The sequence below is a fragment of the Bradyrhizobium sp. CIR18 genome (assembly GCF_014198295.1).
In the GTDB taxonomy this organism is placed as follows: domain Bacteria; phylum Pseudomonadota; class Alphaproteobacteria; order Rhizobiales; family Xanthobacteraceae; genus Bradyrhizobium.
In genome coordinates, this window is sequence record NZ_JACIHF010000003.1 from 318,815 (window position 1) to 342,799 (window position 23,985).

General features: G+C 65.4%; 20 protein-coding genes. 7 read left to right on the forward strand and 13 right to left on the reverse strand.

The features are described 5' to 3' along the window. Positions 1–4: 4 nt before the first annotated feature. Genes GGD65_RS14505 through GGD65_RS14515 form a run of 3 tightly spaced genes read left to right on the forward strand, consistent with a single transcriptional unit; the run spans position 5 to position 3,665 of the window. Positions 5–742 carry an ABC transporter ATP-binding protein gene (locus tag GGD65_RS14505; RefSeq protein ID WP_092251669.1) on the forward strand — a complete coding sequence of 246 codons (738 nt, stop codon included), beginning with the start codon at positions 5–7 and terminating at the stop codon, positions 740–742. Then, positions 739–1,797 carry a Gfo/Idh/MocA family protein gene (locus GGD65_RS14510; RefSeq protein ID WP_183235688.1) on the forward strand — a complete coding sequence of 353 codons (1,059 nt, stop codon included), beginning with the start codon at positions 739–741 and terminating at the stop codon, positions 1,795–1,797. Before GGD65_RS14505 ends, GGD65_RS14510 begins: the two co-directional genes overlap by 4 nt. After that, positions 1,794–3,665, forward strand: coding sequence for a bifunctional sugar phosphate isomerase/epimerase/4-hydroxyphenylpyruvate dioxygenase family protein (locus tag GGD65_RS14515; protein WP_183235689.1), 1,872 nt, complete (start codon positions 1,794–1,796; stop codon positions 3,663–3,665). The genes GGD65_RS14510 and GGD65_RS14515 overlap by 4 nt, the downstream gene beginning before the upstream one ends. Positions 3,666–3,848: 183 nt before the next feature. Here the strand turns inward: GGD65_RS14515 and GGD65_RS14520 are convergent, their stop codons facing one another. Continuing rightward, positions 3,849–5,021: an ABC transporter substrate-binding protein gene (locus tag GGD65_RS14520; RefSeq protein ID WP_026201746.1), complete on the reverse strand. Its 1,173-nt coding sequence runs from the start codon at positions 5,019–5,021 to the stop codon at positions 3,849–3,851. A 300-nt stretch (positions 5,022–5,321) separates the two neighbouring features. Here GGD65_RS14520 and GGD65_RS14525 point away from each other — a divergent pair, with 300 nt between their 5' ends. Further along, positions 5,322–6,584, forward strand: coding sequence for an NAD(P)/FAD-dependent oxidoreductase (locus tag GGD65_RS14525; protein ID WP_183235690.1), 1,263 nt, complete (start codon positions 5,322–5,324; stop codon positions 6,582–6,584). A 168-nt stretch (positions 6,585–6,752) separates the two neighbouring features. On the opposite strand, the gene GGD65_RS14530 is transcribed toward GGD65_RS14525, so the two are convergent. From GGD65_RS14530 to GGD65_RS14540, 3 genes are read right to left on the reverse strand one after another with little or no spacing between them, the layout of a single operon-like run. Then, positions 6,753–7,964, reverse strand: coding sequence for an ABC transporter substrate-binding protein (locus GGD65_RS14530; RefSeq protein WP_183235691.1), 1,212 nt, complete (start codon positions 7,962–7,964; stop codon positions 6,753–6,755). A gap of 56 nt (positions 7,965–8,020) precedes the next feature. Beyond that, positions 8,021–8,344 carry a 2Fe-2S iron-sulfur cluster-binding protein gene (locus GGD65_RS14535; protein ID WP_183235692.1) on the reverse strand — a complete coding sequence of 108 codons (324 nt, stop codon included), beginning with the start codon at positions 8,342–8,344 and terminating at the stop codon, positions 8,021–8,023. A 12-nt stretch (positions 8,345–8,356) separates the two neighbouring features. Further along, positions 8,357–9,577, reverse strand: a complete 1,221-nt coding sequence (locus GGD65_RS14540; protein WP_183235693.1) for a cytochrome P450 — start codon at positions 9,575–9,577, stop codon at positions 8,357–8,359. Positions 9,578–9,660: 83 nt separating this feature from the next. On the opposite strand from GGD65_RS14540, the gene GGD65_RS14545 reads away from it, so the two are divergent. Beyond that, positions 9,661–10,167, forward strand: coding sequence for a MarR family winged helix-turn-helix transcriptional regulator (locus tag GGD65_RS14545; RefSeq protein WP_183235694.1), 507 nt, complete (start codon positions 9,661–9,663; stop codon positions 10,165–10,167). Between the two features lie 386 nt (positions 10,168–10,553). Here the strand turns inward: GGD65_RS14545 and GGD65_RS14550 are convergent, their stop codons facing one another. Further along, a complete protein-coding gene (locus GGD65_RS14550) occupies positions 10,554–12,404 on the reverse strand; it encodes a feruloyl-CoA synthase (RefSeq protein ID WP_183235695.1) in 1,851 nt (616 codons plus the stop codon). Between the two features lie 152 nt (positions 12,405–12,556). On the opposite strand from GGD65_RS14550, the gene GGD65_RS14555 reads away from it, so the two are divergent. Together GGD65_RS14555 and atzF are read left to right on the forward strand one after the other, a co-directional pair. Further along, positions 12,557–13,051 carry a MarR family winged helix-turn-helix transcriptional regulator gene (locus tag GGD65_RS14555; protein WP_183235696.1) on the forward strand — a complete coding sequence of 165 codons (495 nt, stop codon included), beginning with the start codon at positions 12,557–12,559 and terminating at the stop codon, positions 13,049–13,051. A gap of 206 nt (positions 13,052–13,257) precedes the next feature. Then, positions 13,258–15,063, forward strand: a complete 1,806-nt coding sequence (atzF, locus tag GGD65_RS14560) for an allophanate hydrolase (protein ID WP_183235852.1) — start codon at positions 13,258–13,260, stop codon at positions 15,061–15,063. A gap of 110 nt (positions 15,064–15,173) precedes the next feature. Here the strand turns inward: atzF and GGD65_RS14565 are convergent, their stop codons facing one another. The 8 genes from GGD65_RS14565 to GGD65_RS14600 all read right to left on the reverse strand — a co-directional run bounded on the left by GGD65_RS14565 (position 15,174) and on the right by GGD65_RS14600 (position 23,970). Then, positions 15,174–15,896, reverse strand: a complete 723-nt coding sequence (locus GGD65_RS14565; RefSeq protein ID WP_179740154.1) for a GntR family transcriptional regulator — start codon at positions 15,894–15,896, stop codon at positions 15,174–15,176. Between the two features lie 4 nt (positions 15,897–15,900). After that, positions 15,901–16,293, reverse strand: a complete 393-nt coding sequence (hpxZ, locus tag GGD65_RS14570) for an oxalurate catabolism protein HpxZ (RefSeq protein WP_018316855.1) — start codon at positions 16,291–16,293, stop codon at positions 15,901–15,903. Between the two features lies 1 nt (position 16,294). Continuing rightward, positions 16,295–17,689 carry an AtzE family amidohydrolase gene (locus tag GGD65_RS14575; protein ID WP_183235697.1) on the reverse strand — a complete coding sequence of 465 codons (1,395 nt, stop codon included), beginning with the start codon at positions 17,687–17,689 and terminating at the stop codon, positions 16,295–16,297. A gap of 7 nt (positions 17,690–17,696) precedes the next feature. Next, a complete protein-coding gene (locus GGD65_RS14580) occupies positions 17,697–17,876 on the reverse strand; it encodes a DUF4089 domain-containing protein (RefSeq protein ID WP_018316853.1) in 180 nt (59 codons plus the stop codon). Positions 17,877–17,958: 82 nt separating this feature from the next. Then, positions 17,959–19,686, reverse strand: a complete 1,728-nt coding sequence (locus GGD65_RS14585; RefSeq protein ID WP_183235698.1) for an ABC transporter ATP-binding protein — start codon at positions 19,684–19,686, stop codon at positions 17,959–17,961. A gap of 283 nt (positions 19,687–19,969) precedes the next feature. After that, the gene (locus GGD65_RS14590) at positions 19,970–20,869 is read right to left on the reverse strand and encodes an ABC transporter permease (RefSeq protein WP_183235699.1); all 900 of its coding nucleotides are present in this window, start codon (positions 20,867–20,869) and stop codon (positions 19,970–19,972) included. Positions 20,870–21,089: 220 nt separating this feature from the next. Continuing rightward, a complete protein-coding gene (locus GGD65_RS14595; protein ID WP_179740144.1) occupies positions 21,090–22,103 on the reverse strand; it encodes an ABC transporter permease in 1,014 nt (337 codons plus the stop codon). Between the two features lie 244 nt (positions 22,104–22,347). Then, positions 22,348–23,970 carry an ABC transporter substrate-binding protein gene (locus GGD65_RS14600; RefSeq protein ID WP_183235700.1) on the reverse strand — a complete coding sequence of 541 codons (1,623 nt, stop codon included), beginning with the start codon at positions 23,968–23,970 and terminating at the stop codon, positions 22,348–22,350. Positions 23,971–23,985 lie beyond the last annotated feature (15 nt).

A 23,985-nucleotide genomic window follows, 5' to 3' on the forward strand; every position in this document is an offset into this window, starting at 1 on the left:
GATCATGAGCGAGCCAATCCTCTCGGTTCACAATCTCGTCGGCGGCTACGGCAAGATGACGATCCTGAACGGCACGAATTTCGCCGTGCCGCAGGCGACCATCACCACGATCATCGGCCCGAACGGCGCCGGCAAATCCACCGTGTTCAAGGCGATCTTCGGCTTGTTGAAGCTGCGCGAGGGCAAGATCAGCTTTGCCGGCCGCGACGTCACCAATCTGAGCCAACGCGCGCTGCTCAATGCCGGCATCTGCTACGTGCCGCAGGGCCGCAACATCTTCCCCGAGCTGTCGGTGCGCCACAATATCGAGCTCGGCGGCGTCGCCGCAGGCAAAGGCCTCGACCTGCCCAGGCGGATCGAGGCGGCCCTCGATCTATTCCCCGCCTTGCGCCGCAAATCGACGCAGCAGGCGTCCACGCTATCAGGCGGCGAGCAGAAGCAGCTCGAGATTGCCCGCTCGCTGCTGCTCGAGCCAAAACTGGTGCTGATCGACGAACCCTCGATCGGCCTGTCGCCGCTGATGGTGCAGCAGACCTTCGACATCCTCAAGAGCCTGCGCGACCGTGGTGTCACCATCCTGATGATCGAGCAGAACGCGCGCTCGGCGCTGGAGATCTCCGACATCGGCATCGTGCTCGAGCTCGGCCAGACCCGCATGGTCGACGACGCCAAGCGCATCCTGAACGATCCGCGCATCGGCCAGCTCTTCCTCGGCGGTGCCATGGAGGAGAGCGCGGCATGAGCGGGCGTATGCGCATCGCCGTCGCCGGCGCCGGCCTCATCGGCCGCCGCCACATTGAACTGATCCAGTCCTCCGGGGATTGCGTGCTGGCCGGCATTGCCGACCCCTCGCCTGCGGCCAGGGAATTCGCGCAAGCACGCAACGCTCCCTGGTACGCCGATCATCGCGCATTGCTGGAGCAGGAAAAGCCCGATGGCCTGATCATCGCCTCGCCCAACGCGCTCCATCTTCAGATGGCGCTCGACTGCGTGGAGGCGGGCGTGCCCGCGCTGATCGAGAAGCCGGTGACCGACAGCGTCGCGGCGGCACGTCGTCTCTGCGAGGCAGCCAAGCGCAGCGGCGTGCCGATGCTGGTCGGCCACCATCGCCGCCACAATCCCATCATCAAGGCCGCCCGCGAGGCCGTCGTGGCCGGCAAGCTCGGCCAGCTCACCGCCGTGGCCGGGCTGTGGCTGCTGAAGAAGCCCGACGATTACTTCGAGATCGCCTGGCGGCGCGAGCACGGCGGCGGGCCGCTGCTGATCAACCTGATCCACGACATCGACAATCTCCGCTTCATCTGCGGCGAGATCGCCGAGGTGCAGGCGCTGACGTCGAACATGGTGCGCGGCTTTGCCGTCGAGGACACGGCCGCGCTGCTGCTGCGCTTCGCCAATGGCGCGCTCGGAACCATGACGGTCTCGGATGCGACGCCCGCACCATGGAGCTGGGAGCTGACCTCGGGCGAGAACGCCGCGTATCCGAAGCAGGATCAGCCCTGCTACATCCTCGCCGGCACGGGCGGCTCGCTGTCGGTGCCGAACATGGAGCTGTGGTCCTATCCACAAAATCCCGGCTGGCACGCAGCGCTGGTTCGCGCGCCCGTCGCACTCTCCGCTTACGATCCACTCGTTGAACAGCTCCGGCATTTCCTGGCGGTGATCGCAGGCCGCGAACAGCCTCTGATTCCGGTCGAGGATGCGACAGCGACACTCGCCGTCGTCGAAGCCGTCAGCGAAGCGGCACGCACGGGCCAAAAAATCTCACCGGGGCGGATCATGGAGCAGGCAACATGAACAAGCGCTCGATCGCAACCGTCTCCCTCTCAGGCGCCCTCGACGAGAAGCTCCGCGCCATCGCATCCGCCGGCTTCGACGGGGTCGAGATCTTCGAGAACGATCTGCTGTCGTTCGGCGCCGGCCCACGCGACATCGCAAAGCTCTGCCGCGATCTTAACCTGAAGATCTGCGCGTTCCAGCCGTTCCGCGATTTCGAAGGTGTGCCCGAGCCGCAGCGCGCGCGCAACTTTGCCCGCGCGGAACGCAAGTTCGATCTGATGCAGGAGCTCGGCACCGATCTGCTGCTGATCTGCTCCAACGCCTCGCCCGCCTCGCTCGGCGGCATCGATCGTGCTGCGGACGATTTTCGTGAGCTCGGCGAGCGCGCCGCCAAGCGCGGCTTGCGCGTCGGCTACGAGGCCTTGGCCTGGGGACGCCATGTCAACGACTATCGCGACGCCTGGGAAATCGTACGCCGCGCCGATCATCCCGCGATTGGCGTCATCCTCGACAGCTTTCATGCCCTGGCACCGGGCTTTCCGACCCGTGCGATGGCCTCGATCCCCGGCGACAAGATTTTTCTGGTCCAGCTTGCCGACGCGCCGAAGCTCGATCTCGATATCCTGTCGTGGAGCCGGCACTTCCGCTCCTTCCCCGGCCAGGGCGATCTGCCGGTCGGCGAGTTCATGGCGGCGATCGCGGCAACCGGCTATGCCGGGCCGCTGTCACTGGAGATATTCAACGACCAGTTCCGCGCCGGCTCGGCCGCGCAGACCGCGCTCGACGGCCTGCGCTCGCTGATCCTGCTGGAAGACCAGCTTGCGCCGGATTGGCCGAGATTCGCCGCCGAGCCGCTGGCGCCGAAGGCGAAGAGCCGCGGCACCGGGTTCGTCGAATTTGCTGTCAATGAGACCAAGGCGGGCGAGCTCGGCCGCCTGTTTTCGCAACTCGGTTTCCGCAAGACCGGCGCGCATCGCAGCAAGGCGGTGGAGCGCTGGTCGCAGGGCAAGGTCGAGCTCGTCATCAACAGCGAGACCGACGGCTTTGCGCATTCGCACTATGTGACGCACGGGCCCGGCGTCTGCGCGATTGCGCTCGATGTCGACAATGCCGGCCTTGCCATGCAGCGCGCCGAGATGCTGAAGGCGCGCACCTTCTACCAGCCGGTCGGACCGGGCGAACTCGAGATCCCGGCGATCCACGGCGTTGGCGGCAGCCTGCTGTATTTCCTGGACCAGGCCGGCAAGAACTGGGACACGGATTTCGAGCCTGTTGCGAGCGACGAAGGCGCGGACGCGCTGCTCGCGGTCGATCACATCGCGCAGTCGATGCCCTATGACGAGATGCTGTCCTGGCTGTTGTTCTACACCGGCATCCTCGACCTCAAGCGCCTGCCGCAGATGGAGATCGCCGATCCCCGAGGCCTCGTGCAGAGCCAGGCCATCATCAACGCCGACCAGAGCCTGTGCTTCGTGCTCAACGGCTCCTCCGCCAACCGGACGTTGCCGGCACGTTTCATCTCGGAGTTCTTCGGCTCGGGCGTGCAGCACGTCGCGTTCTCGTGCCGGGACATCTTTGCGACGGTCGCGGAGATGCGCAGGCGCGGCGCCGATTTCCTGGATATCCCCGCCAATTACTACGACGACATCGAGGCCAAATACGACCTCGCACCCGACCTGATGGCGCAGCTGCGCGCCAATCACATCCTCTACGACCGCGAGGGCGACGGCGAGTTCTTCCAGGTCTACACCCACATTTTCGACGAGCGGTTTTTCTTCGAGATCGTCGAGCGCAGGGATTATCAGGGGTTCGGCGCGGCGAATGCCGGGATCAGGCTCGCAGCCCAGGCCCGCGAAGTGCGGCCCGTCAGCATGCCAAGAGTGTAGGCACTTCTTCCCCTCTCCCCTTGTGCGAGAGGGTGGCTCGCCGCAAAGCGGCGAGACGGGTGAGGGGTCTCTATCCGTGCGATCACCTCGCAGGGAATCTGCGGAGAGATACCCCTCATCCGGCGCTTCGTGCCACCTTCTCCCACAAGGGGAGAAGGGGCAACGTCGCGCGTGGCTAACACCTCACTTCATCTTGCACTTGTCGTGGAAACGATCCTGGTCATTCTCCACGATGGTCGCGACAGTCTTCAGCGAGAGCTGGCCTTCGGCGTCCTTCACGACGTCCTGGAGATAGAAGCTCTGCACCGGGATGTGGTTCTTGCCGTATTTGAACGCGCCGCGCAGCGACTTGAAGTTGGCCTTCTCCATCTCGGCCTTCATTGCGTCCTTTTTGCTGGTGTCGCCCTTCACCGCGACCACCGCGCTGTTGATGAGCTGGGCGGCGTCATAGGATTGCGCGCCGTAATAGGTCGGGCGCAGGCCGGGATATTTCTTGCGGTAGTCGGCGACGAAGCGCTTGTTCTGCTCGTTCGGGAGGTCGTTGACCCATTCCTGCGCGCCGGGAACGCCGAGCGCGTTCTCCTTCTGCAGCGGCAGCGAGAGCTCGTCGACGGTGAAGGCGGTGTAGAGCGGCATCGTGCTCTTCAGGCCGGCCTGCGCATATTGGTTGAGGAACTGCACGCCGGCTGCGCCCGGATAGAACACGAAGATCGACTCCGCGCCCGAGGCGCGCGCCTTGGAGAGCTCGGCGGAGAAATCCAGCTGGCTCGGCCACACCGTGTATTCCTCGCCCTTGATCTCGCCCTTGAACGTGTTCTTCAGGCCCGCGAGCATGTCCTTGCCGGCCGCGTAGTTCGGCCCGATCAGGAACACGCTCTTGACGCCTTTCTGGTTCATGTAGAGGCCCATCGCCTGCGGCGTCTGGTCGTTCTGCCAGGAGGTCGAGAACACGTAAGGCGAACAGAGTTCGCCGGCGAGCTGCGACGGGCCGGCATTGGCCGAGATCAGGAAGGTCTGCGAGTCGACCGCGGTCTTCAGCGAGGCCAAAAGCACGTTCGACCAGATGTAGCCGACGATGAAATCGACCTTGTCCGACTGCACCAGCTTCTCGGTCTTCTGCTTGCCGACATCGGGCTTCTGCCCGTCATCCTCGTAGATGACCTCGACCGGCTTGCCGTCCATCTTGCGGCCCATGTGGTCCAGCGCGAGCTCGAAGGAGTTGCGCATGTCGTTGCCGATCACGGCGGTCGGGCCGCTGAAGGTCGAAACGAAACCGATCTTGATGGTGTCGCCGGCGAATGCCGGGCTCGCCAGCACCAGCGCCGCTGCGCCCGCCAGCCAGAATGCCGTCCTCATAACCACTCCCCTCCTTATTATCGGTCCCGGAAAACGGGGTGATCGCCGCCCCGGGCCTGTCTCTATTGAACGCAAAATCTGTCGCGCCGCCAATGGCTCAGCGGCCGCTGCTGCACCATATTTCGCTCCAATCGGCGATGGCAAGAAATATAATTCTACTCACTTCGACCAACCCTGCGGCGCTTTTTCGCGCCCGATCGATACATCCGGCCTATGCGGCGATTGATGACAGCTATTGGACCGCAGTGTCCGATCCGCACTTAAATGGGAGTGTGGAGCAGCGAGATTCGAGGGCACATCATGACCACGACACCGCATCGCGTCGTCATCGTCGGCGCCGGCTTCGGCGGGCTGGAGACGACCTACCGGCTTGCGGGTGCGCCGGTCGAGATCACGCTGATCGACCGCCGCAATCATCATCTGTTCCAGCCGCTGCTGTATCAGGTCGCAACTGCCTCGCTCGCGACCAGCGAGATCGCCTGGCCGATCCGCCACCTGATGCGAGACAGGCCCGAGGTGACGACGCTGTTCGCGACCGTCAGCGGCGTCGATGCGGCAAGGCGCTGCGTGCTGATCGACGACGGCAGCGAGGTGCCTTACGACACGCTGGTGCTCGCCACCGGCGCGCGGCACGCCTATTTCGGCCATGACGAATGGGAGCAGTTCGCACCTGGCTTGAAGACGCTGGAGGACGGCACCACGCTGCGCCGGCACATCCTGGTGGCGTTCGAGCGCGCCGAGCGCGAGACCGATCCAGCCAAGCGCGCGGCGCGGCTGACCTTCGTCATCGTCGGCGCCGGCCCGACCGGCGTCGAACTCGCCGGCACCATCGCCGAGATGGCGCGCCACACGCTGCCCGGCGATTTCCGCAACATCGACACGACCAAGGCGCGCGTGGTGCTGATCGAGGCGGGGCCCCGCGTGCTCGCAGGCTTTGCCGACGACCTCTCGGCCTATGCGCAGGCCTCGCTGGAGAAGATCGGCGTCGAGGTCGTGCTGGGACAGGCCGTCACCGAGATCAATCGTGAGGGCGTGGTGTTCGGCGGCAAGCTGCTCGAGGCCAAGACCCGAATCTGGGCGGCCGGCGTGCGCGCCTCGCCCGCCGCAGAATGGCTGGACGCGCCAGCCGATCGCGCCGGGCGCGTGCAGGTGGAAGACGACCTGACGATACCGGGCCATCCCGAGATCTTTGCGATCGGCGACACCGTCTTGATCAACGCCTGGGACGGCAAGCCGGTGCCCGGCATCGCGCCGGCTGCGAAGCAGCAGGGCCGTCACGTCGCCGAGACCATCAAGGCGCGGCTGCGAGGCGAGACGAAGGGCGCGTTCCGCTACAAGCATGCCGGCAGCCTCGCCCAGATCGGCAAGCGCCTCGCCGTGATCGACTTCGGCCGCTTCAAGCTGCGCGGCGCGATCGCATGGTGGATCTGGGGCATCGCCCACATCTACTTCCTGATCGGCCTGCGCCACCGCCTCAGTGTCGCGCTGAGCTGGCTGTGGATCTACGCGCGGGACCAGCGCGCGGCGCGATTGATCACGCAGGGGTCAAGCAAGGTGGTGTAGCCTTCTTCCTTCTCCCCTTGTGGGAGAAGGTGGCGCGAAGCGCCGGATGAGGGGTATGTGTCCACTCGCACGGCCGCTCGTGAAGAGAGAGACCCCTCACCCGGCTTCGCTTTGCGAAGCCACCCTCTCCCACAAGGGGAGAGGGTGCAGCGGTGCCCTTCGCTAAATTCACTTCACCAGCTCGCATCCACCCTCCGCCAGCGGCCGAAACGCCTGCTCCGCGGGAATCGTCGAGACCAGCTTGTAATAATCGTACGGGTATTTCGACTCCTCCGGCTTCTTCACCTCAAACAAGTACATCGGATGCACGACGCGGCCGTCCTGGCGGATGGTGGTGTCGCCGAACAGTTTGTCCTTGCCTTTGAACTTCTTCATCTCGGGCACGGCGTCCTTGGCATTGTCGCTGCCGGTCGCGGCGACCGCGTTGAGATAAGCGAGCGTCGAGGCATAGACGCCGGCCTGGTTGCCGCTCGGCATCTTGCCGTTCATGCCCGGCCGCGCGGCGAAACGTTTGGCAAAGGCGCGGGTGTCATCGTTCATGTCCCAGTAGAAGGCTTCCATGAGCTGGAGGCCCTGGGCGACCTTGATGCCCATGCCGTGGACGTCGTTGATGAAGAGCAGGAAGGCGACGAGCTTCTGGCCGCTCTGCTGGATGCCGAACTCGGCGGCCTGCTTCACCGCGTTGATGGTGTCACCGCCGGCATTGGCGAGGCCGATCACCTGAGCCTTCGAGCTCTGCGCCTGCAACAGGAAGGAGGCGAAGTCGGAGGTGCCGAGCGGGTGCTTGGAAGAGCCCAGCACCTTGCCGCCATGCCCCTCGATAAATTTCTGCGCCTCCGCCTCGATGCCCTTGCCGAGCGCGTAGTCGACGGTCAGGAAATACCAGTCCTTGCCGCCGCGCGACATCATCGCGGCCGCGGTGGTGTTGCCGGTTGCCCAGGTGTCGTTGACCCACTGAATGGTGTTGGGCGAGCAGGCCTTGCCGGTGAGATCCGAGCTTGCGGTCGATGACGCCAGGAACGTCATGCGGCTGTCGCGCAGCAGCGTGTTGATGGAGAGGCCTACGGCCGAGTTCGGCACGTCGACAATGGCATCGACGCCCTCGACATCGAGCCATTTGCGCGCAATGGCGTTGCCGACATCGGCCTTGTTCTGGTGGTCGGCATAGACGATCTCGACCTTGATGTTCTTGCCGCCGCCGTTGAAATCCTCCGCCGCCATGCGCGCGGCTTCCACCGAGCCCATTCCGTTGGTGTCCTGGAAGATGCCGGAGATGTCGTTGAGCACGCCGACGCGCACGACATTGTCCGAGATCTCGGCGCTCGCCGCGCCGGTCACCAGGCTGGCGGCCAGCGCAAGCGTCCATTTCAGATGTTTCATCGTTCCCTCCCCTGTTTGATGGATTGCCGCGCCGGTCGCTGCCGGCGCGTCGAGACTCAGACTTGCCGCTGCGGCAGCTTCACCACGAGCCCGTCGAGCTCCGGCGTGATTGTGATCTGGCAGGACAGCCGGCTGTTGGGCAGCCGCTCGCTCGCAGTGCCGTCGAGCAGCGCATCCTCATCGTCAGCCACCGCGGGAAGCCGCACGAGCCAGCTCTCGTCGACATAGACGTGACAGGTCGCGCACATGGCGTTGCCGCCGCATTCGGCCAGAATGCCGTCGAGACCGTGTCGGGTCGCCGCCTGCATGGCGCTCTCGCCGTCCGCGGTCTCGACGCGGTCGGACTTGCCGTCGGGATGGATGAAAGTGATGGCGGGCATCAAAGCTCCTGGTCAAGCCGGGGTGATGGTGACGGGCAGGCTGTCGAGCCCGCGCAGCGTGTTGTTAAAGCGGCGCTTCGGCTCGCCCGTGATCTCGATCTTCGCGATGCGCCGGGCCAGCGCCGTCAGCATCACCTCACCTTCGAGGCGGGCGACGAGCTGGCCGACGCACATGTGGATGCCCGAGCCGAAGCCGACATGACCGGAAGTGCGGCGGGTGATGTCGTAACTATCAGGCTCGTCCCAGCGTCTGGGATCGCGATTGGCGGCGGCGAGAAACATCAGCACTTTCTCGCCCTCGCCGATCGTCGCGCCTGAGAGCTCGACCTCCCGCGTCGTGGTGCGGAAGAAGGTCTGCACCGGGCTTTCGAACCGCACGGCCTCCTCGAAGGCGTTGCGCGCCAACGTCAGATCAGCGCGCAGGCGCTGCCACTGGTCGGGGAAGCGCGCGAGGCAATAGACGGCAGCACCGATGCCGTTGACGGTGGTGTCGAGACCGGCCGACAGCAGCGAACGCACCAGCAGCGGAGCCTCGGTCGCGGTGATCTCGCCGTCGTCGACGCGGGCGTGGATACAAGCACCGAAGCCGCCGGGCGCTAGGTTGTCGCGCTGGCATTGCTCGGCAACATAGGCCTGGTGCGGCGTCGAGCGCGCGATCGCCTCCTGGCGCAACTGGTTGGGCGGGCCGAACGCGTTGAACACGACGCTCGCGTAGGGAATCAGATGCTCGCGCCCCTCCACCTTCAGGCCCAGCGCATCCGGAAAGATCGAGAGCGGATAGGCCTCGGCAAGATCGGTGATCGCATCGAAGCTGCGCTTGTCCAGCAGTGCGTTCACGCGCTCCTCCGCCGCGGCGGCAAAGCGATCGCGCACCTGCTTCATCACGGTCGGCGACAGCACCTTCGACAGCACGGCGCGGGTGCGGGTGTGCGCAGGCGGATCGGCCTCGAGGATCAGGCTCGGCGGCCGCCACGGCGTCTCCTTCTTGAAGTCAGACAGGCCGACGCCGCGGCTGGAGCAGAAGGTCGCGGGATCGTTCAGTACCGCATGGACCTCGGCATAGCGCGCCACGCCATAGACGTTCCACTTGTCGAGATAGACCACCGGACCGGCCTCCCGCAGCCGGTGATGCGTCGGATACGGGTCGGCGAAGAAATTCATGTCGAAGGGATCGACGTCGATTTGCGGAACGGCCGCAGAGCCTGTCGATGCAGGGCTGCCGGATGCGGTCATGGGAGACCTCTCTCATTTTGATCTTGTGAAAGCGCAGCGCATGCCTTTAGGTCGGTGGCCTCACCGCGAGACAGAACGCCGACATGCCTGCGCCTTCGACCAAACCCCGCCACAAGCCTGCGCCCGCAGAGGCCGGACCGACGCTCGATCTCGAGCGTTACGTCCCGGCCTTCGTCACCTTCATCGCCAACAAGCTCTCGAACAGCGCAACCGCGCTCTATCAGCGCGAGTTCGGCGTCAACGTCACGGAATGGCGGGTCATGTCGCTGCTGGCAATCGAGCCCGGCATTCCGGCCTCGCGCATCTGTCACGTCATCGGCTTCGACAAGGGGCCCGTGAGCCGGACGCTGGCGGGCCTCGAGAAGCGCGGGCTGATCTCGATCCGCACCGACCCGAACGACGGCCGCACCCATTCGATTTCCCTGACGGCGAGGGGCCGCGCCACCCATGACAAGGTGATCGCCGCGGCGCTCGAACGCGAGCGGCGGCTGTTGTCCTGCCTCAACAAGGACGAGCGCGAGGTGCTGATCGGCCTGCTCCGCCGGCTGCACGAGAATCTCGGCGCGGTCACCGGCGGCACCGAGACCTGACGGGGCGCGCTTCAGGCACCGTCCTCCGTCACGTCCAGGCATGCGCCGGCGCTTGCCGACGGCACCGTTCGGGCCGAGCATCGTTTCCTCCAGGATCAGACGCGGCAGTTTTCCCGCCGTCATCGCTCTCTGGAACGGTTCGCATAAATTAGTTGCTTAGGCAACAAACGAATCAGCAATATATTGCGGCAGGGTAACTGGCCTATGGGTGAGATGTCTCGCTTGCTTCCTTCTCCCCTTGTGGGAGAAGATGGCGCGAAGCGCCGGATGAGGGGTTGTCTCCGCGACTACACGTGGCAGTGTGAGACCCGGAGAGAACCCCTCACCCGTCTCGCCGCTGCGCGGCGAGCCACCCTCTCCCACAAGGGAGAGGGAAACGCGGCCAGCTACAGCCCGATCCACTCCGCCGACGCATCATCATTCAACCGCGCCACCGCATCGGCGCGGCGCGTCAGCACGGCGCGCTGGTTGATGTAGCCCTTATCGGTGATCTCGCCGCCATCGACCGATGGCGGCTCGGCGAGAAGCAGCGCGCGCGTGGCGTGGCCGGAGGAGTTGGGGCCCTGCTGCCTGAGTTTCGCCAGGCCGTGTGCGATCGCGCTCCTGACCTTGTCATGCGCGAGCACCTCGTGCAGATCCGCCGTCTCGCCCAAGCCGGCATGGGCACGGCAGGCCGCGATGTTCGGGAACACCAGAAAGCGCACCTCGTCGCCGCCATGACCTGCGACGACGATGTCCTGCGCCAGCGGTGCCAGCGCGGCGATGCCGGCGACACGCAGTGTGCCGACGCTGACCCAGGTGCCGGAATTGAGCTTGAAATCCTCGGCGACGCGGCCGTCGAAGAACAGTCCGCGCTCCGGCCGCGCGTGATCGGCAAGCTTCACCGCATCGCCGATGAGATAAAAACCCTCTTCATCAAAGGCCTGCTTCGTCAGCTCCGGCGCCTTCCAATAGCCCGGCGTGACGTTGGGACCGCGCACCCGCACCTCCAGCTTGTCGCCGGAGGGGACGAGCTTCAACTCGGTGCCGGGAATGGGGACACCGATATTGCCGGAGCGCTCCGCGAGGAAATGGCAGTCGGCCGCCAGCGGCGACGTCTCGGTCGAGCCCCAGGCCGAAACCATCGGCATCGCGCGGCCCACGGTCTTAATCGAGAGGTCTTCGAGCGCATCCCAGAGATTCTGCGGCAGTGCCGCGCCGGCATAGAAGGCGAACTTCACCTCGCTGAAGAAGCGGCGGCGCAATTCCTCGTCGCCGCGCAGTGCCGCGATCAGCATGTCGAAGCCGCGCGGCACGTTGAAATAGACCGTCGGCATCACGCTTTTCAGATTGGCCAGCGACGTCGCAAACAACCCGGGCGCCGGCTTGCCGCCGTCGATATAGAGCGAGCCGCCATTGCGCAGCACGAGATTGAAATTGTGGTTGGCGCCGAAAGTGTGGCTCCAGGGCAGCCAGTCGAGGATGACGAGGTCGCCGCGGCTTTGTTCGAGGAAGGTCCAGGTCTGCGCCTTGGCCTGCTGGCTCGAGGTCAGCATGCGTTGAGTGTTGATGACGGCCTTGGGCGCACCGGTTGACCCCGAGGTGAACAGGAGTTTTGCGATCGTATCCGGCGTCACCGCGGCGAACGCCGTTGCGACGTTGGGCGTTTCGGGCGTCGCGGCGATGGTGTGGAACGCGAGCGCACCGACATCGTCAGCGTTCCCGCTGATGATCTGCGCCTTGTGCAGCGGCTTGATCGCCGCCAGCGCTGCCGCAAATGGTTTCGTGGCGGAGACATAGATCGCGCCCGGCTCGAGCAGCGCGATCATACTCTTGAGCTTGTCAAAGTCTTTCGACATCAGCGAATAGGCCGGCGAGATCGCGGCCGAGGGCACGCCGACATGCTGGGCGGCGAGCGCGAGCAGCGCGTGGTCGATGCTGTTGTCGGAGAGGATCGCGAGCGGGCGCTCGGCGCTGAGGCCCTGCGCCAGAATCCAGGACGCCGCCGCACGCACCTGGCGCAGCGCCTGCGCATAGGTGACGTTGGTCCAGGGTGCATCGACGTGGCCGCGCTCGGCAAGGAAGATCGTGTCAGGCGTTTGCCGCGCCCATTGCTCCAGCCAGTCGCCGACACAGCGCGCGCCATCGCGCAACGGTTCGGGCGAGCGCAGCACGATGCTGCCGTCGGCGCGATGCTCGGCGACGGTTCTGGGTGTTGCGAACAGGCTTGCAGCGTCGCCGTGTGGCGCGACTGTCATGTGTTTCCTCCTCCGCCCGGCCCCCGGGATCGGCCGCAGCCTCGTTCCGGGCTGCTTTGGCCATAATGTTGGGCATGACAATTGTTGTCGTCAACAACAATCTTTCGCCCGGGCAACAGAGACGCTACAACAGGTGCGGCAGGAGACGCGATTTGACAGCCACCGCAGCCCAGACCTCCGCACGCAAGCGCGCCGGCAACGGCGCGGCGCCGCGCGATATCGCCGACGATGTCGGCCTCGACGCGCTGGTCGGGCACGCCGGCTATGCGGTGCGGCGCTTCCAGATCTGGATCTTTCAGGACTTCATCAGGACGCTCGGCGATGTCGACATCCGGCCGACGCAATATTCGGTGCTGACGGTGATCGGCACCAATCCGGGCCTGTCGCAGATGGCGGTGGCAAAGCGCCTCGGCATCGAGCGCGCCCGGCTGGTGCATCTGCTCGACAGCCTCGAGCAGCGCAAGCTGGTGAAGCGGGTCAAATCGAAGGCGGATCGTCGCTCCCACGCGCTGCATCTGACGACCCAGGGCGAGACGGCGCTGGCGAAATTCAAGCGGCTTGCGGCCGAGCACGAGCGACATGTCGAAGAGAAGATCGGCAAGGAAAACCGGGCGCAGCTGCTGCGGATCCTCGCTGGCTTCACCTGATCTCGACTGCCCATGATTTGAGCAGATGCCCGTCACAGGGCGCTGACATCGCTGCCCGCCCGCCTGTCGAAATATCCCCCAAGCCACTGATCACACGGATAATATCCGCAGCAGGATTCCTGCCCGGATAATGTACACAATGGCACATCGCTTGCTTCACTCCGGATGAAGCAGTTGCCGGAGTTTTTGTCGCCATGAGGGCTGAAATGGGGGCTGAGCAGCCTGAAACGATCGCCGCGATTGTGGCCGCGCATCGCGCGGGCACGCTGACGCCGGCGCAGACGATCGCGCGGACCTATCAGCGCATCCGCGACCACAATGACCCCGCCATCTTCATCAGCCTGCGCGACGAAAAGGATGCGATCGCCGAGGCCGAGAGGCTTGCTCCGAAGGACGCCGCCAACCTGCCACTCTACGGCGTGCCCGTTGCGGTGAAGGACAATATCGACGCGCTGGGCTTTCCGACCACGGCGGCCTGCCCGGCCTTCTCCACCACGCCGACGCATGACTCGACTGCGGTGGCGCGGCTGCGTGCCGCCGGCGCGATCATCATCGGCAAGACCAATCTCGACCAGTTCGCCACCGGCCTCGTCGGCGTGCGCTCGCCTTACGGCATTCCCAAAAATTCGATCCGCGACGATCTCATTCCCGGCGGCTCCAGTTCGGGCTCCGCTGTGGCGGTCGGCGCGGGGCTCGTACCGCTGTCGCTGGGGACCGACACGGCCGGCTCCGGCCGCGTGCCGGCGATGGTCAACAACATCGTCGGGCTGAAGCCGAGCCTCGGCATGATCTCGAACGCGGGCCTCGTGCCGGCCTGCCGCACGCTGGACTGCATCTCGGTGTTCGCCTTGACGGTGGATGATGCTGCGCTCGCGCTCTCCGTGATGGCGGGGCCGGACCCGGCCGATCCCTTCTCGCGCGACCGGCCACTGGGCGCGCTCACGCCGTTCCAGGCAGGCTTGCGCCTCGGCGTGCCGCGCAACGGACAGCTGATCTTCTTCGGCGACAAGAAATCGGAAACCGCCTACGCCGATGCGCTGAAGCGCTGGACTGCGCTTGGAGCCAGGCTCCTCGAGTTCGATCTCGAGCCGTTCTATGAGACCGCGCGGCTGCTCTACGAGGGCCCCTGGGTCGCCGAGCGCTATCTGGTGATCAAGGACTTGCTCGCGTCCGCGCCTGATACGATCCATCCGGTGACGCGCGAGATCACCGCGGCCGGCGCGCGGCTCACCGCTGCGGACACGTTCTCGGCGCTCTATCGCCTGCAGGGCCTGCGCAAGATCGCCGAGCGCACGTTCGCCAATATCGACGCGCTGGTGTTGCCGACGGCGCCGACAGCCTATACGACCGCGCAGGTGCTGGCCAATCCGATCGAGCTCAACAGCCGGCTCGGCACCTACACCAATTTCGTCAATCTGCTCGACCTCTGCGGCCTCGCCGTGCCGGCATCGATGCGCGCTGACGGCATTCCGTTCGGCATCACGCTGCTGGCGCCCGCGGGACATGACGCGCGGCTCGCGAGCATCGGCCGCGTCTTCCATGCCGATACCAAGCTGAGCCTCGGCGCGAACGGCACGGCGCCAGCGCCGCTTCCGTCGCTGCCGGCAAGCAGCGGCGACGAGATCCCCATCGCCGTGGTCGGCGCACATCTATCCGGCATGGTGCTCAACGGCGAATTGAAGGCGCTGGATGCAAAGCTGATCGAGGCGACAAGAACCGCGCCCGACTACAAGCTCTACGCGCTCAAGACCACGCCGCCGAAGCCCGGCATGCTGCGCGTCGAAGCCGGCAAGGGCGCTTCGATCGAGCTGGAGATCTGGTCGCTGTCGCCGTCCGCCTTCGGCAAGTTCGTCAATGCGATTCCTTCGCCGATGGCGATCGGCGCGGTGCGGCTGGCGGACGGACGCAGCGTAAAGGGGTTTCTCGTCGAGCCCGAAGTGCTGGGTGACGCGCGCGACATCACCGCGTATGGGGGATGGCGCGCGTATATGAAGGAAGCTGCGACAAAGTAGGTCTCGTAGGGTGGGCAAAGCGAAGCGTGCCCACGATCCCGACCTTCATGAAAAACCGTGGGCACGGCGCTTTGCGCCTTTGCCCACCCTACAGCACCGATCGCGCGGCGCTACACCGACACCGCGTAAATCTCGTACTCCCCGCGCACCAATTCGATATGCGCGCGCATCGCGGCGGCTGCGCCCTGCTTGTCGCCGCGCATGATGGCGACGACGACGCGGTCGTGCTCGGCTTGCGATTTTGCGAGACGGCCGAGGTTGCGGAACTGGGCGCGACGGAACGGTTGCACGCGTACCCGCGTCGCCAGCGTGATCTCGGCGATGTAGCCGTTCTGCGATCCGGCATAGATCGCGTTGTGGAAGCGTTCGTTGACCTCGTGAAAGCGATCGGGATTGCCGGTGTAGCTCAGCACCCGCAGCTCCTCGTGGATGGCCTCCAGGCCGTGGCGCTCGGCCGCGGACATGCGCTCGGCGGCGAGCCCGGCGCACAGCGCCTCGAGTTCGGCCATCGCCTCGAACATGCTCGTCAGACGCTCGATCGAGGGCTGCGCCACCACCGCGCCGCGATGGGCACGCGCTTCGACGAGGCCGCTGGCCACGAGCTGACGCAGCGCTTCGCGTACCGGCGTGCGCGAGACGCTGAAGCGGCGCGCGATGTCGGTCTCGTCCAAGGGCGCGCCGGGCGCCAGGGTGCCGCGCACGATCTCGTCGGCGAGCTGCAGGCGCAACTCCTCGGCGCGCGTGACCTTCAGCACCGATGGCGAGGCGCGGTCGACGCGCGGCACCACCGGCTCGGCCGGCAGTGCTCCCTGCGGAAGATCCTCAAGCGTCATGCGGTCAGGTCTCTTTCGGCTCGTCGATGATGCTGACATGGGCAGCGACGACGCGCCAGCCCTCCGGGAAGCGAATCCAGGTCTGCATCTGCCGGCCGACCTTGCCGGGCGCGGTGTCGCGATAGAACAAAGTGGAGGCCACGGCCGTGTCGCGGCCGTAGCTGGAGATGACGGTCTTTGCGGTGCGGCGGTTCAGGCCGACCGGCGAGCGGCCGGCGCGGAAACCGCTGATCGCCTCATAGCCATAGAGATTCTCGCCGATGCCGTAACGCAGCGTGCGGGGATCGTTGCGGAAGAGCTCGCCGAGCACGGCCACGTCGTTGCTGACGAGGGCCTGCTCATAGCGATCGAACGCGGCTTTGACTTCCGCGATCACCTCGGGGAGATCGATCTCCATGTCAGACTCCTCTCGGCGCGGGCGCTGCGGCGACGCCCATCTTTTCCAGGGCGTAGGCAACGCGGAGCGCAATGTCCTCGCGCCAGGGCGCCGCGATGATCTGCACGCCGATCGGCAGCGGCTCGAGCGGCACTGGCACGGCGACCACCGGCAGGCCGATGAAGGAGATCGGCTGGGTGTGGATGCCGATATTGGCGCGCACCGGCAGCTCGACGCCGTCGAGGTTGAAATTCACCTGACCGAGCTTTGGCGCGGTGCAGGGCGTCGCCGGCGCGAGCAGCACGTCGACGGTCTTGAAGATCTCGGCGAGCTGCGCGCGATACCAGCGGCGGAATTTTTGCGCCCGATCGACCATCGGCGCAGGCACCATCGCACCCGCGATCAGCCGGTCGCGCACGGCCGGATCGAAATCGTTCGGCCGCTTGCGCAGGCGATCGAGATGCAGCGAAGCGCCCTCGGTGGTGGTGATGACATAAGCCGCCGCGCGGGCGCGCGCGGCTTCGGGGATATCGACCACCTTGGTTGCGCCAAGCGCCTTGGCAACGCGGCTGACGGCCTCGACCGCTTCCGGAAACACGTTCTTCTGGAAATACCCGCCGGCGATGGCGATGCGCAGATCCGAGACCGGGTTGGCGATCAGCGGCAGCGTCGGCTCCAGACCGCGCGTCGTGCAGGCGCTGTCCTCCGCGTCCGGGCCCTGCATCGCGTCATAGGCGAGCGCGAGATCGGCGGCCGAGCGCGCGAACGGGCCGAGATGATCGAGGCTCGCGACGAACGGGAACGAGCGCGCCCGCGACAGCCGGCCATAGGTCGGCTTCAAACCAAAAATGCCGCAAAACGAGGACGGCACGCGGATCGAGCCGTTGGTGTCCGAGCCGAGCGCGATCGGCACCAGCGCGCCGCCGACGGCGCTGCCCGAGCCGCCGGAGGAGCCGCCGGTCATCCGCGTTGTGTCATGCGGATTGCGCGAGGGACCGTCATGGACGTTCTCGCCGGTGAAGTCGTAGGCGTATTCGCCCATGTTGAGCGCACCGACCAGCACCGCGCCGGCCGCCTCCATGCGCTCGATCAGCGTCGCATCGCGCGCTGCGGGGACGCGATCCCGGTTGATCTTCGAGCCCGCGCGCGTCGAAAGGCCCGCGACGTCAAACAGGTTCTTCACCGCGAAAGGCACGCCGGCGAGCGGGCCGACTTCCTTGCCGGCGGCGATGTCGGCGTCGATGGCACGCGCCTTCGCACGAGCGCGATCGGCGGTGACGTCGGTGAAGGAATTGAGGATGCCGTCGTGCTGCTTGATGCGCGACAGCGCGGCTTCCGTGGCGTCGAGCGCGGACATCCTGCGGCCCGCGACTGCACTCGCGATTTCGGCGCCCGTCATCTCTGGCTTGCTGGTCATGGCAGCATCACGCCGTGAAAATCGGTGCCGGCTCGGTCTCGTCCGGCAACGCGAATTCGTCGACGAGGCGGGCGAGCCGCAGCGAGACTTCGAGGTTGGCGCGCACCGCCGGCCTCCAGGCCTCCTCGACCGGCAGCGCCAGCGCTTTCGATACGGCGTCGATATAGTCGTCCAGCGGCTCGGCCATCACGCTCCCAAACTATCTCTCTAGGTTGTTATTTGAGCATGATCTTTTCGGAAAACCGCTGCGCACTTTTCCGGATCATGCTCTAGTGTACCTGCAACGGCGGATGCGGGATCGCCGTCAGCAGCTCCTTGGTGTAGTCGTCCTGCGGATCGCTGAGGACCTGCTCGGAAGAGCCCTCTTCGACGATTCGACCGGTCCGCATCACAATGACACGATCGCACAGCAAGCGCACTACGTTCAAATCATGCGAGACGAACAGATAGCTCATACCTAGCCGCGCCTTGAGATCCTGAAGCAGGTTCAGAACGACAGCCTGCACAGAGACGTCCAGCGCCGCCGTCGGCTCATCCAGGATGACCAGTTTTGGATGCAGCGCAATGGCGCGGGCAATGCCGACGCGCGCCTTCTGGCCGCCGGAGAGCTGGTGCGGGAAACGATCCAGCAGGTTGTGCGGCAGGCCGACCATGGTGGCCAGCTCCTCACAGCGGGCGCGAAGCGCATCGCGTCCCCTGATGTCGCCCAATTGCATGATCGGGTCGGCGATGGCGCGCGCAGCGGTGAAGCGCGGGTTGAGGCTGTCGGTCGGATCCTGGAACACCATCTGGATGCGGCTGCGCTGCGGCAGTCGGGCGAAGGACGCAGGCTGGATGGCGCCGATGTCCTCGCCGTCGAACTGGATCAGGCCGGAGGTCTGGTCCAGGAGCCGCATCACCATCATCGACGTGGTCGACTTGCCGCAGCCGGACTCGCCGACGAGGCCGACGCTCTCGCCATGGCCGATCGAAAAGCTGATGCCGTCGACGGCGCGGAACACGTCCGGCTCCAGCGGCGGCTTGCGGCCGAACAGTTTTCCGAGCGTCGCGGTGGCACCCTGGCGCGGGTATTCCTTGACGAGCTTTTCGACGAGGAGGAGGGGTTTCTGCCGCTCCTCGGCGGCGGGAGCGGTTTCCACGAGCAACGCGCTCGCGGCAGGTGAAGCACCCTCCTCCTCCGGCAACAGATCCCGCAAGCTCACACCCAGCCGCGGCGTCGCGCGCATCAGCTTCTTGGTGTAGGGGTGTTGCGGGTTCGCAAAAATGTCGGCGGCCTTGGCGGTCTCGACCACGCGGCCCTTCTCCATCACCACGACGCGGTCGCAATGGGCGGCGGCGAGGCCGAGATCGTGGGTGATCAGGATGGTCGACATCGCCTTGCGTTTTGTGAGCTCGACGATCAGGTCCATCACCGCTTTCTGTGTGGTGACGTCGAGGCCGGTGGTCGGCTCGTCCGCGATCAGCAGCTGCGGATTGCAGGCGAGCGCGAGCGCGATAACGACGCGCTGGCACATGCCGCCCGAGAGCTCGAACGGATAGGCGTGGTAGCGCTCGCGCGGACGGGCGATCTTGACCTGCTCCAGCGCCTCGATCGCCTTCTCGCCGTGATCCTTGACCTGGGCCTGCTGCACATGGGTGCGCAAGACGTCCTCGATCTGGTCGCCGACTTTTCGGATCGGGTTCAGCGCCGCGCGCGGGTTCTGAAAGATCATCGAGACTTCGCGGCCGCGCAGGTCGCGCATCTGGTCTTCGGTCGCAGCCTTCACGTCGATGCCGGAGAACATCACCGAGCCCTCGGCGATCTTGCCGGCGCGATCGAGAATGCGCATCACCGCGTAGGACGTCACCGACTTGCCCGAGCCTGATTCACCGACGATGGCGAGCGTCTCGCCCTTGGCGACGGAAATATTGACGTGCTGTACGGCCTTGACGATGCCGCGGCGGGTGGTGAATTCGACGGTGAGGTCCTGGACATCGAGCAGCGGCTGGGCGGTCATGCGGGCCTGCCGATCAAAAAACGCGAAAACAACCCCATGCGCAGTAGAAAGAGGTTGGATTCGTTGGGGAATTTTTGACGTAGATTTACGCGTGAGGCAGGCACCGGCCTCTCGCTCCCTCCCCCCTTGCGGGGGAGGGTTGGGGAGAGGGGTGGCTCCAAGCGAAGTCGGAGTTCGTGGCTACCCCCCTCCCTTCCCCTCCCCCACAAGGGGGGAGGGAATGAGAGAGCCGTGGCAACCACACTCCCAAGCGTCCCGATCTTCTCTCTGCCCCCAACCATCATCACGTCCTCCGCTGGGGGTCGACGATGTCGCGCAGGCCGTCGCCGAGGAGATTGAAGCAGAACACGGCAATCATCAGCGCGAGACCGGGGAAGAGTGCGATCCACCATTCGCCTGACACCATGAAGCCGGCGCCCTCGGCGACCATGATGCCCCATTCGGCGGTCGGCGGGCGAACGCCAAGGCCGATGAAGGACAGGCCCGCGGCGTTGAGGATGGCGTAGCCCATGGTCAGCGACATCTGCACGATCATGATCGGCATGATGTTCGGCAGGATATGCACCAGGAGGATGCGGAATTCGCCGTTGCCCGACAGGCGCGCGGCCTGCACGAAGCCGGCATTGCGGCGGACATTGGCCTCGGCGCGCGCGACGCGGGCGTAGAGCGGGAAATTCACGATGGCGGTGGCCAGGATGATGTTCTGCACGGTGTTGCCGAGCGCGGCGACGATGCCCATGGCCAGCACGAACAGCGGGAAGGCCATGATGGTGTCGGCGATGCGGCCGACGATGCGATCGGTCCAGCCGCCGAAATAGCCGGCCGCGATACCGGCAAGGCCGCCCATCAGGAACACCAGCGCGACCGAGGCGACCGCGATGAACGTATCGAGCCGTGTCGCGACGACGACGCGGCTGAAGATGTCGCGCCCCAGCTGGTCGGTGCCGAACCAGTGCGCGGCCGACGGCGGCTTCAGCGCCGCGGCGGTGTCGGAGGCGAGCGGATCGTACGGCACGAGATAAGGGCCGACGATCGCGGCGGCGAGGATCAGGATCAGCAATGCGAAGGCAAAACCGGTGACCTTGTTTTCGCTGAGGACGTAGCGGGTCTGTTCGAGCACCGCGACGAGGCCGGAGGTGCGCGCGGGACCGACGGGTTCAACAGCAGGCGCAACGGAGCTCATGGCTTTACTCCTGGAGCTTCTGAGCGTGGGGACGAACGGCCAAGCGGCGAGCGCGCTTCACCTCTCCCGCTTGCGGGAGAGGTCGCGCCAAAGGCGCGGGTGAGGGCTCTCTCCTCTTGGGGGCTCTCGCCCGCGGAGACCCCCCTCCCCAGCCCTCCCCCGCAAGCGGGAGAGGGAGCGGACCGCTCGCGTGGCTCGTATTGGGCGAGATCATGACGGTCTACCCTTCCAACCGCACGCGCGGATCGATCACGCCGTACAAAATGTCGATCACGAGATTGAGCAGCACGTACATGACCGCCATGGTGAGCACAAAACCCTGCACCGGCGCGAAGTCCGACGAGATCAGCGCTTCCACCGCATAGGAGCCGATGCCCGGCCAGGCGAACACTTTCTCCACCAGCACGTTGGCGCCGAGCAGGAACGAGAACACCATGCTGAGCGTGGTGATCACGGGCAGCATCGCGTTCCGAAACGCGTAGGTGACGATGACGGTCGACGGCGACAGGCCACTGGCGCGCGCGGTGCGGACGAATTCGGACGCGAGCACCGCCAGCATCGAGGCGCGCGTCATGCGCGCGATCGGCGCCAGCGAGAAGATCGCCAGCGTGGTCGCCGGCAAGATGAGCTGGCTCAGCGCCGAGCGGAACGCTTCGAGATCGCGCGCGATCAGGGTGTCGATCAGATAGAAGCCGGTCACCGTCGGCGGCGCGCTGGTGAACACGTCGAGACGCCCGAGCGGCGCCGGCGACCAGCCGAGCCGGAAATAGAAGACATAGACCAGCACGAGGCCAGTGAAGAACACCGGCAGCGAGACGCCGGCCGTCGTCGTGACGCGGCATAAATGATCGACCCACGATCCCGGCCGCGTCGCCGCGAGGACGCCGAGCGGAATTGCAATCACGACGGAGACGATGAGGCCGAGCAGCGTGAGTTCAGCCGAGGCCGGCAGGCGGTTGCGGATCTCGGCCGCGACCGGCTGACCCGTCGTCAGCGAGTTGCCGAAATCGCCGTGGGCAAGATCATTGGTGTAGCGGAAGAACTGCTCGATCAGCGGCTTGTCGAGGCCGAGCTTCTTGCGGATCTGCTCGACGGCTTCCTTGGTCGCGGCGGGACCGGCGAAATAAGCGGCGGGATCACCGGGCAGCGCGCGTGTCAGCAGGAAGGTGACGATGACCACGCCGATCAGCGAGGGAATCGCGAACATCAAGCGCTTGCCGATCATGGTCAGCATGGGCGACTTCCCGTGATGAGAGGAGATGACGCAACAGGCACAACTGCGCCCCCTCTCCCGCTTGCGGGGGAGGGTTGGGGTGGGAGTGCTTCCGCATTGGGGTTCTCCGTGTGGAGAGAGCCCCCACCCGCCGCGCTCTTCGAGCGCGTCGGCCTCCCCCGCAAGCGGGAGAGGCGGACGGAGCCAGCCGACAAGCTTTTGAACATCATGTTCGACTGCCTAGCGCTCTCGCTATTCGCTACCCTCACCCCTTCGCCATCGCGCGATAATCGAGCCGCCGGTGGAACCAATACTGATAGCCGCTGATGTTCTTCTGCATCGCGACGTTGACGAAGGGCTGGTACAGCGGGATACGCGGGATGTCGGTGTAGGCGAGATCGACGAAGCCCTTCACGTCCTTGTCGTAGGCCGCTGTATCGCCGGCCGCAGCGGCGGTGCGCGCGCCGTCGATCAACTTGTCCATCTCCGCCGACTTGTAGCTCATGGTGTTGAAGACGGAATTGTTGCCGTGATAGCACCAGTAGAAGAAGTATTCGGGGTAATCGAGCCAGCCCGAGAATACGTTGGTGAAGAGCGGCATCTCCTTCTTGTTCAATTCGGTGCGCCAGTTGGCGCCGGGCACCTTGTTGATGGTGGTCTTGATCCCGATCTGCGCGAGGCTCTCCTGCACCAGCACGCAGAGCGGCTCGTTGACGCCGGCGAAATTCAGATCGAACGAGATCGTGGTCTCGAAGCCGCCTGCGTAGCCGGCTTCGCTAAGCAGCGCCTTCGCCTTGTCCATGTCGGTGTTGTATTTGTGCGGCTGCGGCCAGGCGACTTCGGTGGCCTTGTCCGCAGGTGCGCCGAACATCGGGTTGGCAAGGCCGAACATCACGGCCTCCATGATCTTCTGATAGGGCAGCGCATAGGCGACCGCCTGACGCACCTTCGGATTGTCGAAGGGCGGCTTGGTGACGTTCATGCCGATATACTGGATGCCGTTGGAGAACGGCAGCGACACCACGTTGAGCTTGCCGTTGGCCTTCATCTCCTGAAAGTCCTTGTTCGGCAGTTCGTAGGAGATGTCGGCATCGCCGCGTTCCAAGAGCGCGCGGCGGTTGCCGGCCTGCGGCACCATGCGCCAGATCACGCGCTTGATCTTCGGCAAGGGGCCGCCGACCCAATCCTCGTTGCGCTCCATGATGACTTCGGTGCCCGCGGTCCATTTCGTCACCTTGTAGGCGCCGGAGCCAGCGGTCTGCTGTTTTGTGAACTCGAGACCCCAGGGGTCCTTCTCGCTGGCGTTCTTCTTCACCAGCTCGGAGTTGACGATGCAGGGCACGATCACGGCGAGATCGGGGATCGTGAGCTTGTCCTTTTTCAGGAAGTCGACGCGCACGGTGTAGTCGTCGATCACGACGAACTGCTCCGGCTTGGTCAGCGAGCCCGCGCTCATCTGGAAGGTCGGGAAGCCGCCGACGCTGACGGCGCGGTCGAGCGACCATTTCACGTCCTTGGCGGTCACCGGCGCGCCGTCGTGGAATTTGGCGTTCTTCTTCAGCTTGAAGGTGACCGACATGTCGTCGATCCTGAAATCTTCGGCGAGCTCGCCCTTGAACTTGTCGCGGTCGTAATAGGGCACGCCGCCCGGGCCGCTCTTCATCGCGTGGCTGATCAGGCGGTCGTAGCAATTCCAGGACACCTCATAGCCGGGCACGTTGGTGCCGACGCCGTGGATGTCGAGATTGTTGGGGCCGCCTTCCGAGACGATCAGCAGCGTCTCCGAACGGGCGTCGGCATAAGCGGAAGAGATGACCTGGGGCATGGCCGGAAGCGCCGCTCCGGCGGCCAATCCGGAAACGGACTTGAGGAAATCGCGGCGCTTCATGAAATCGCTCCAACA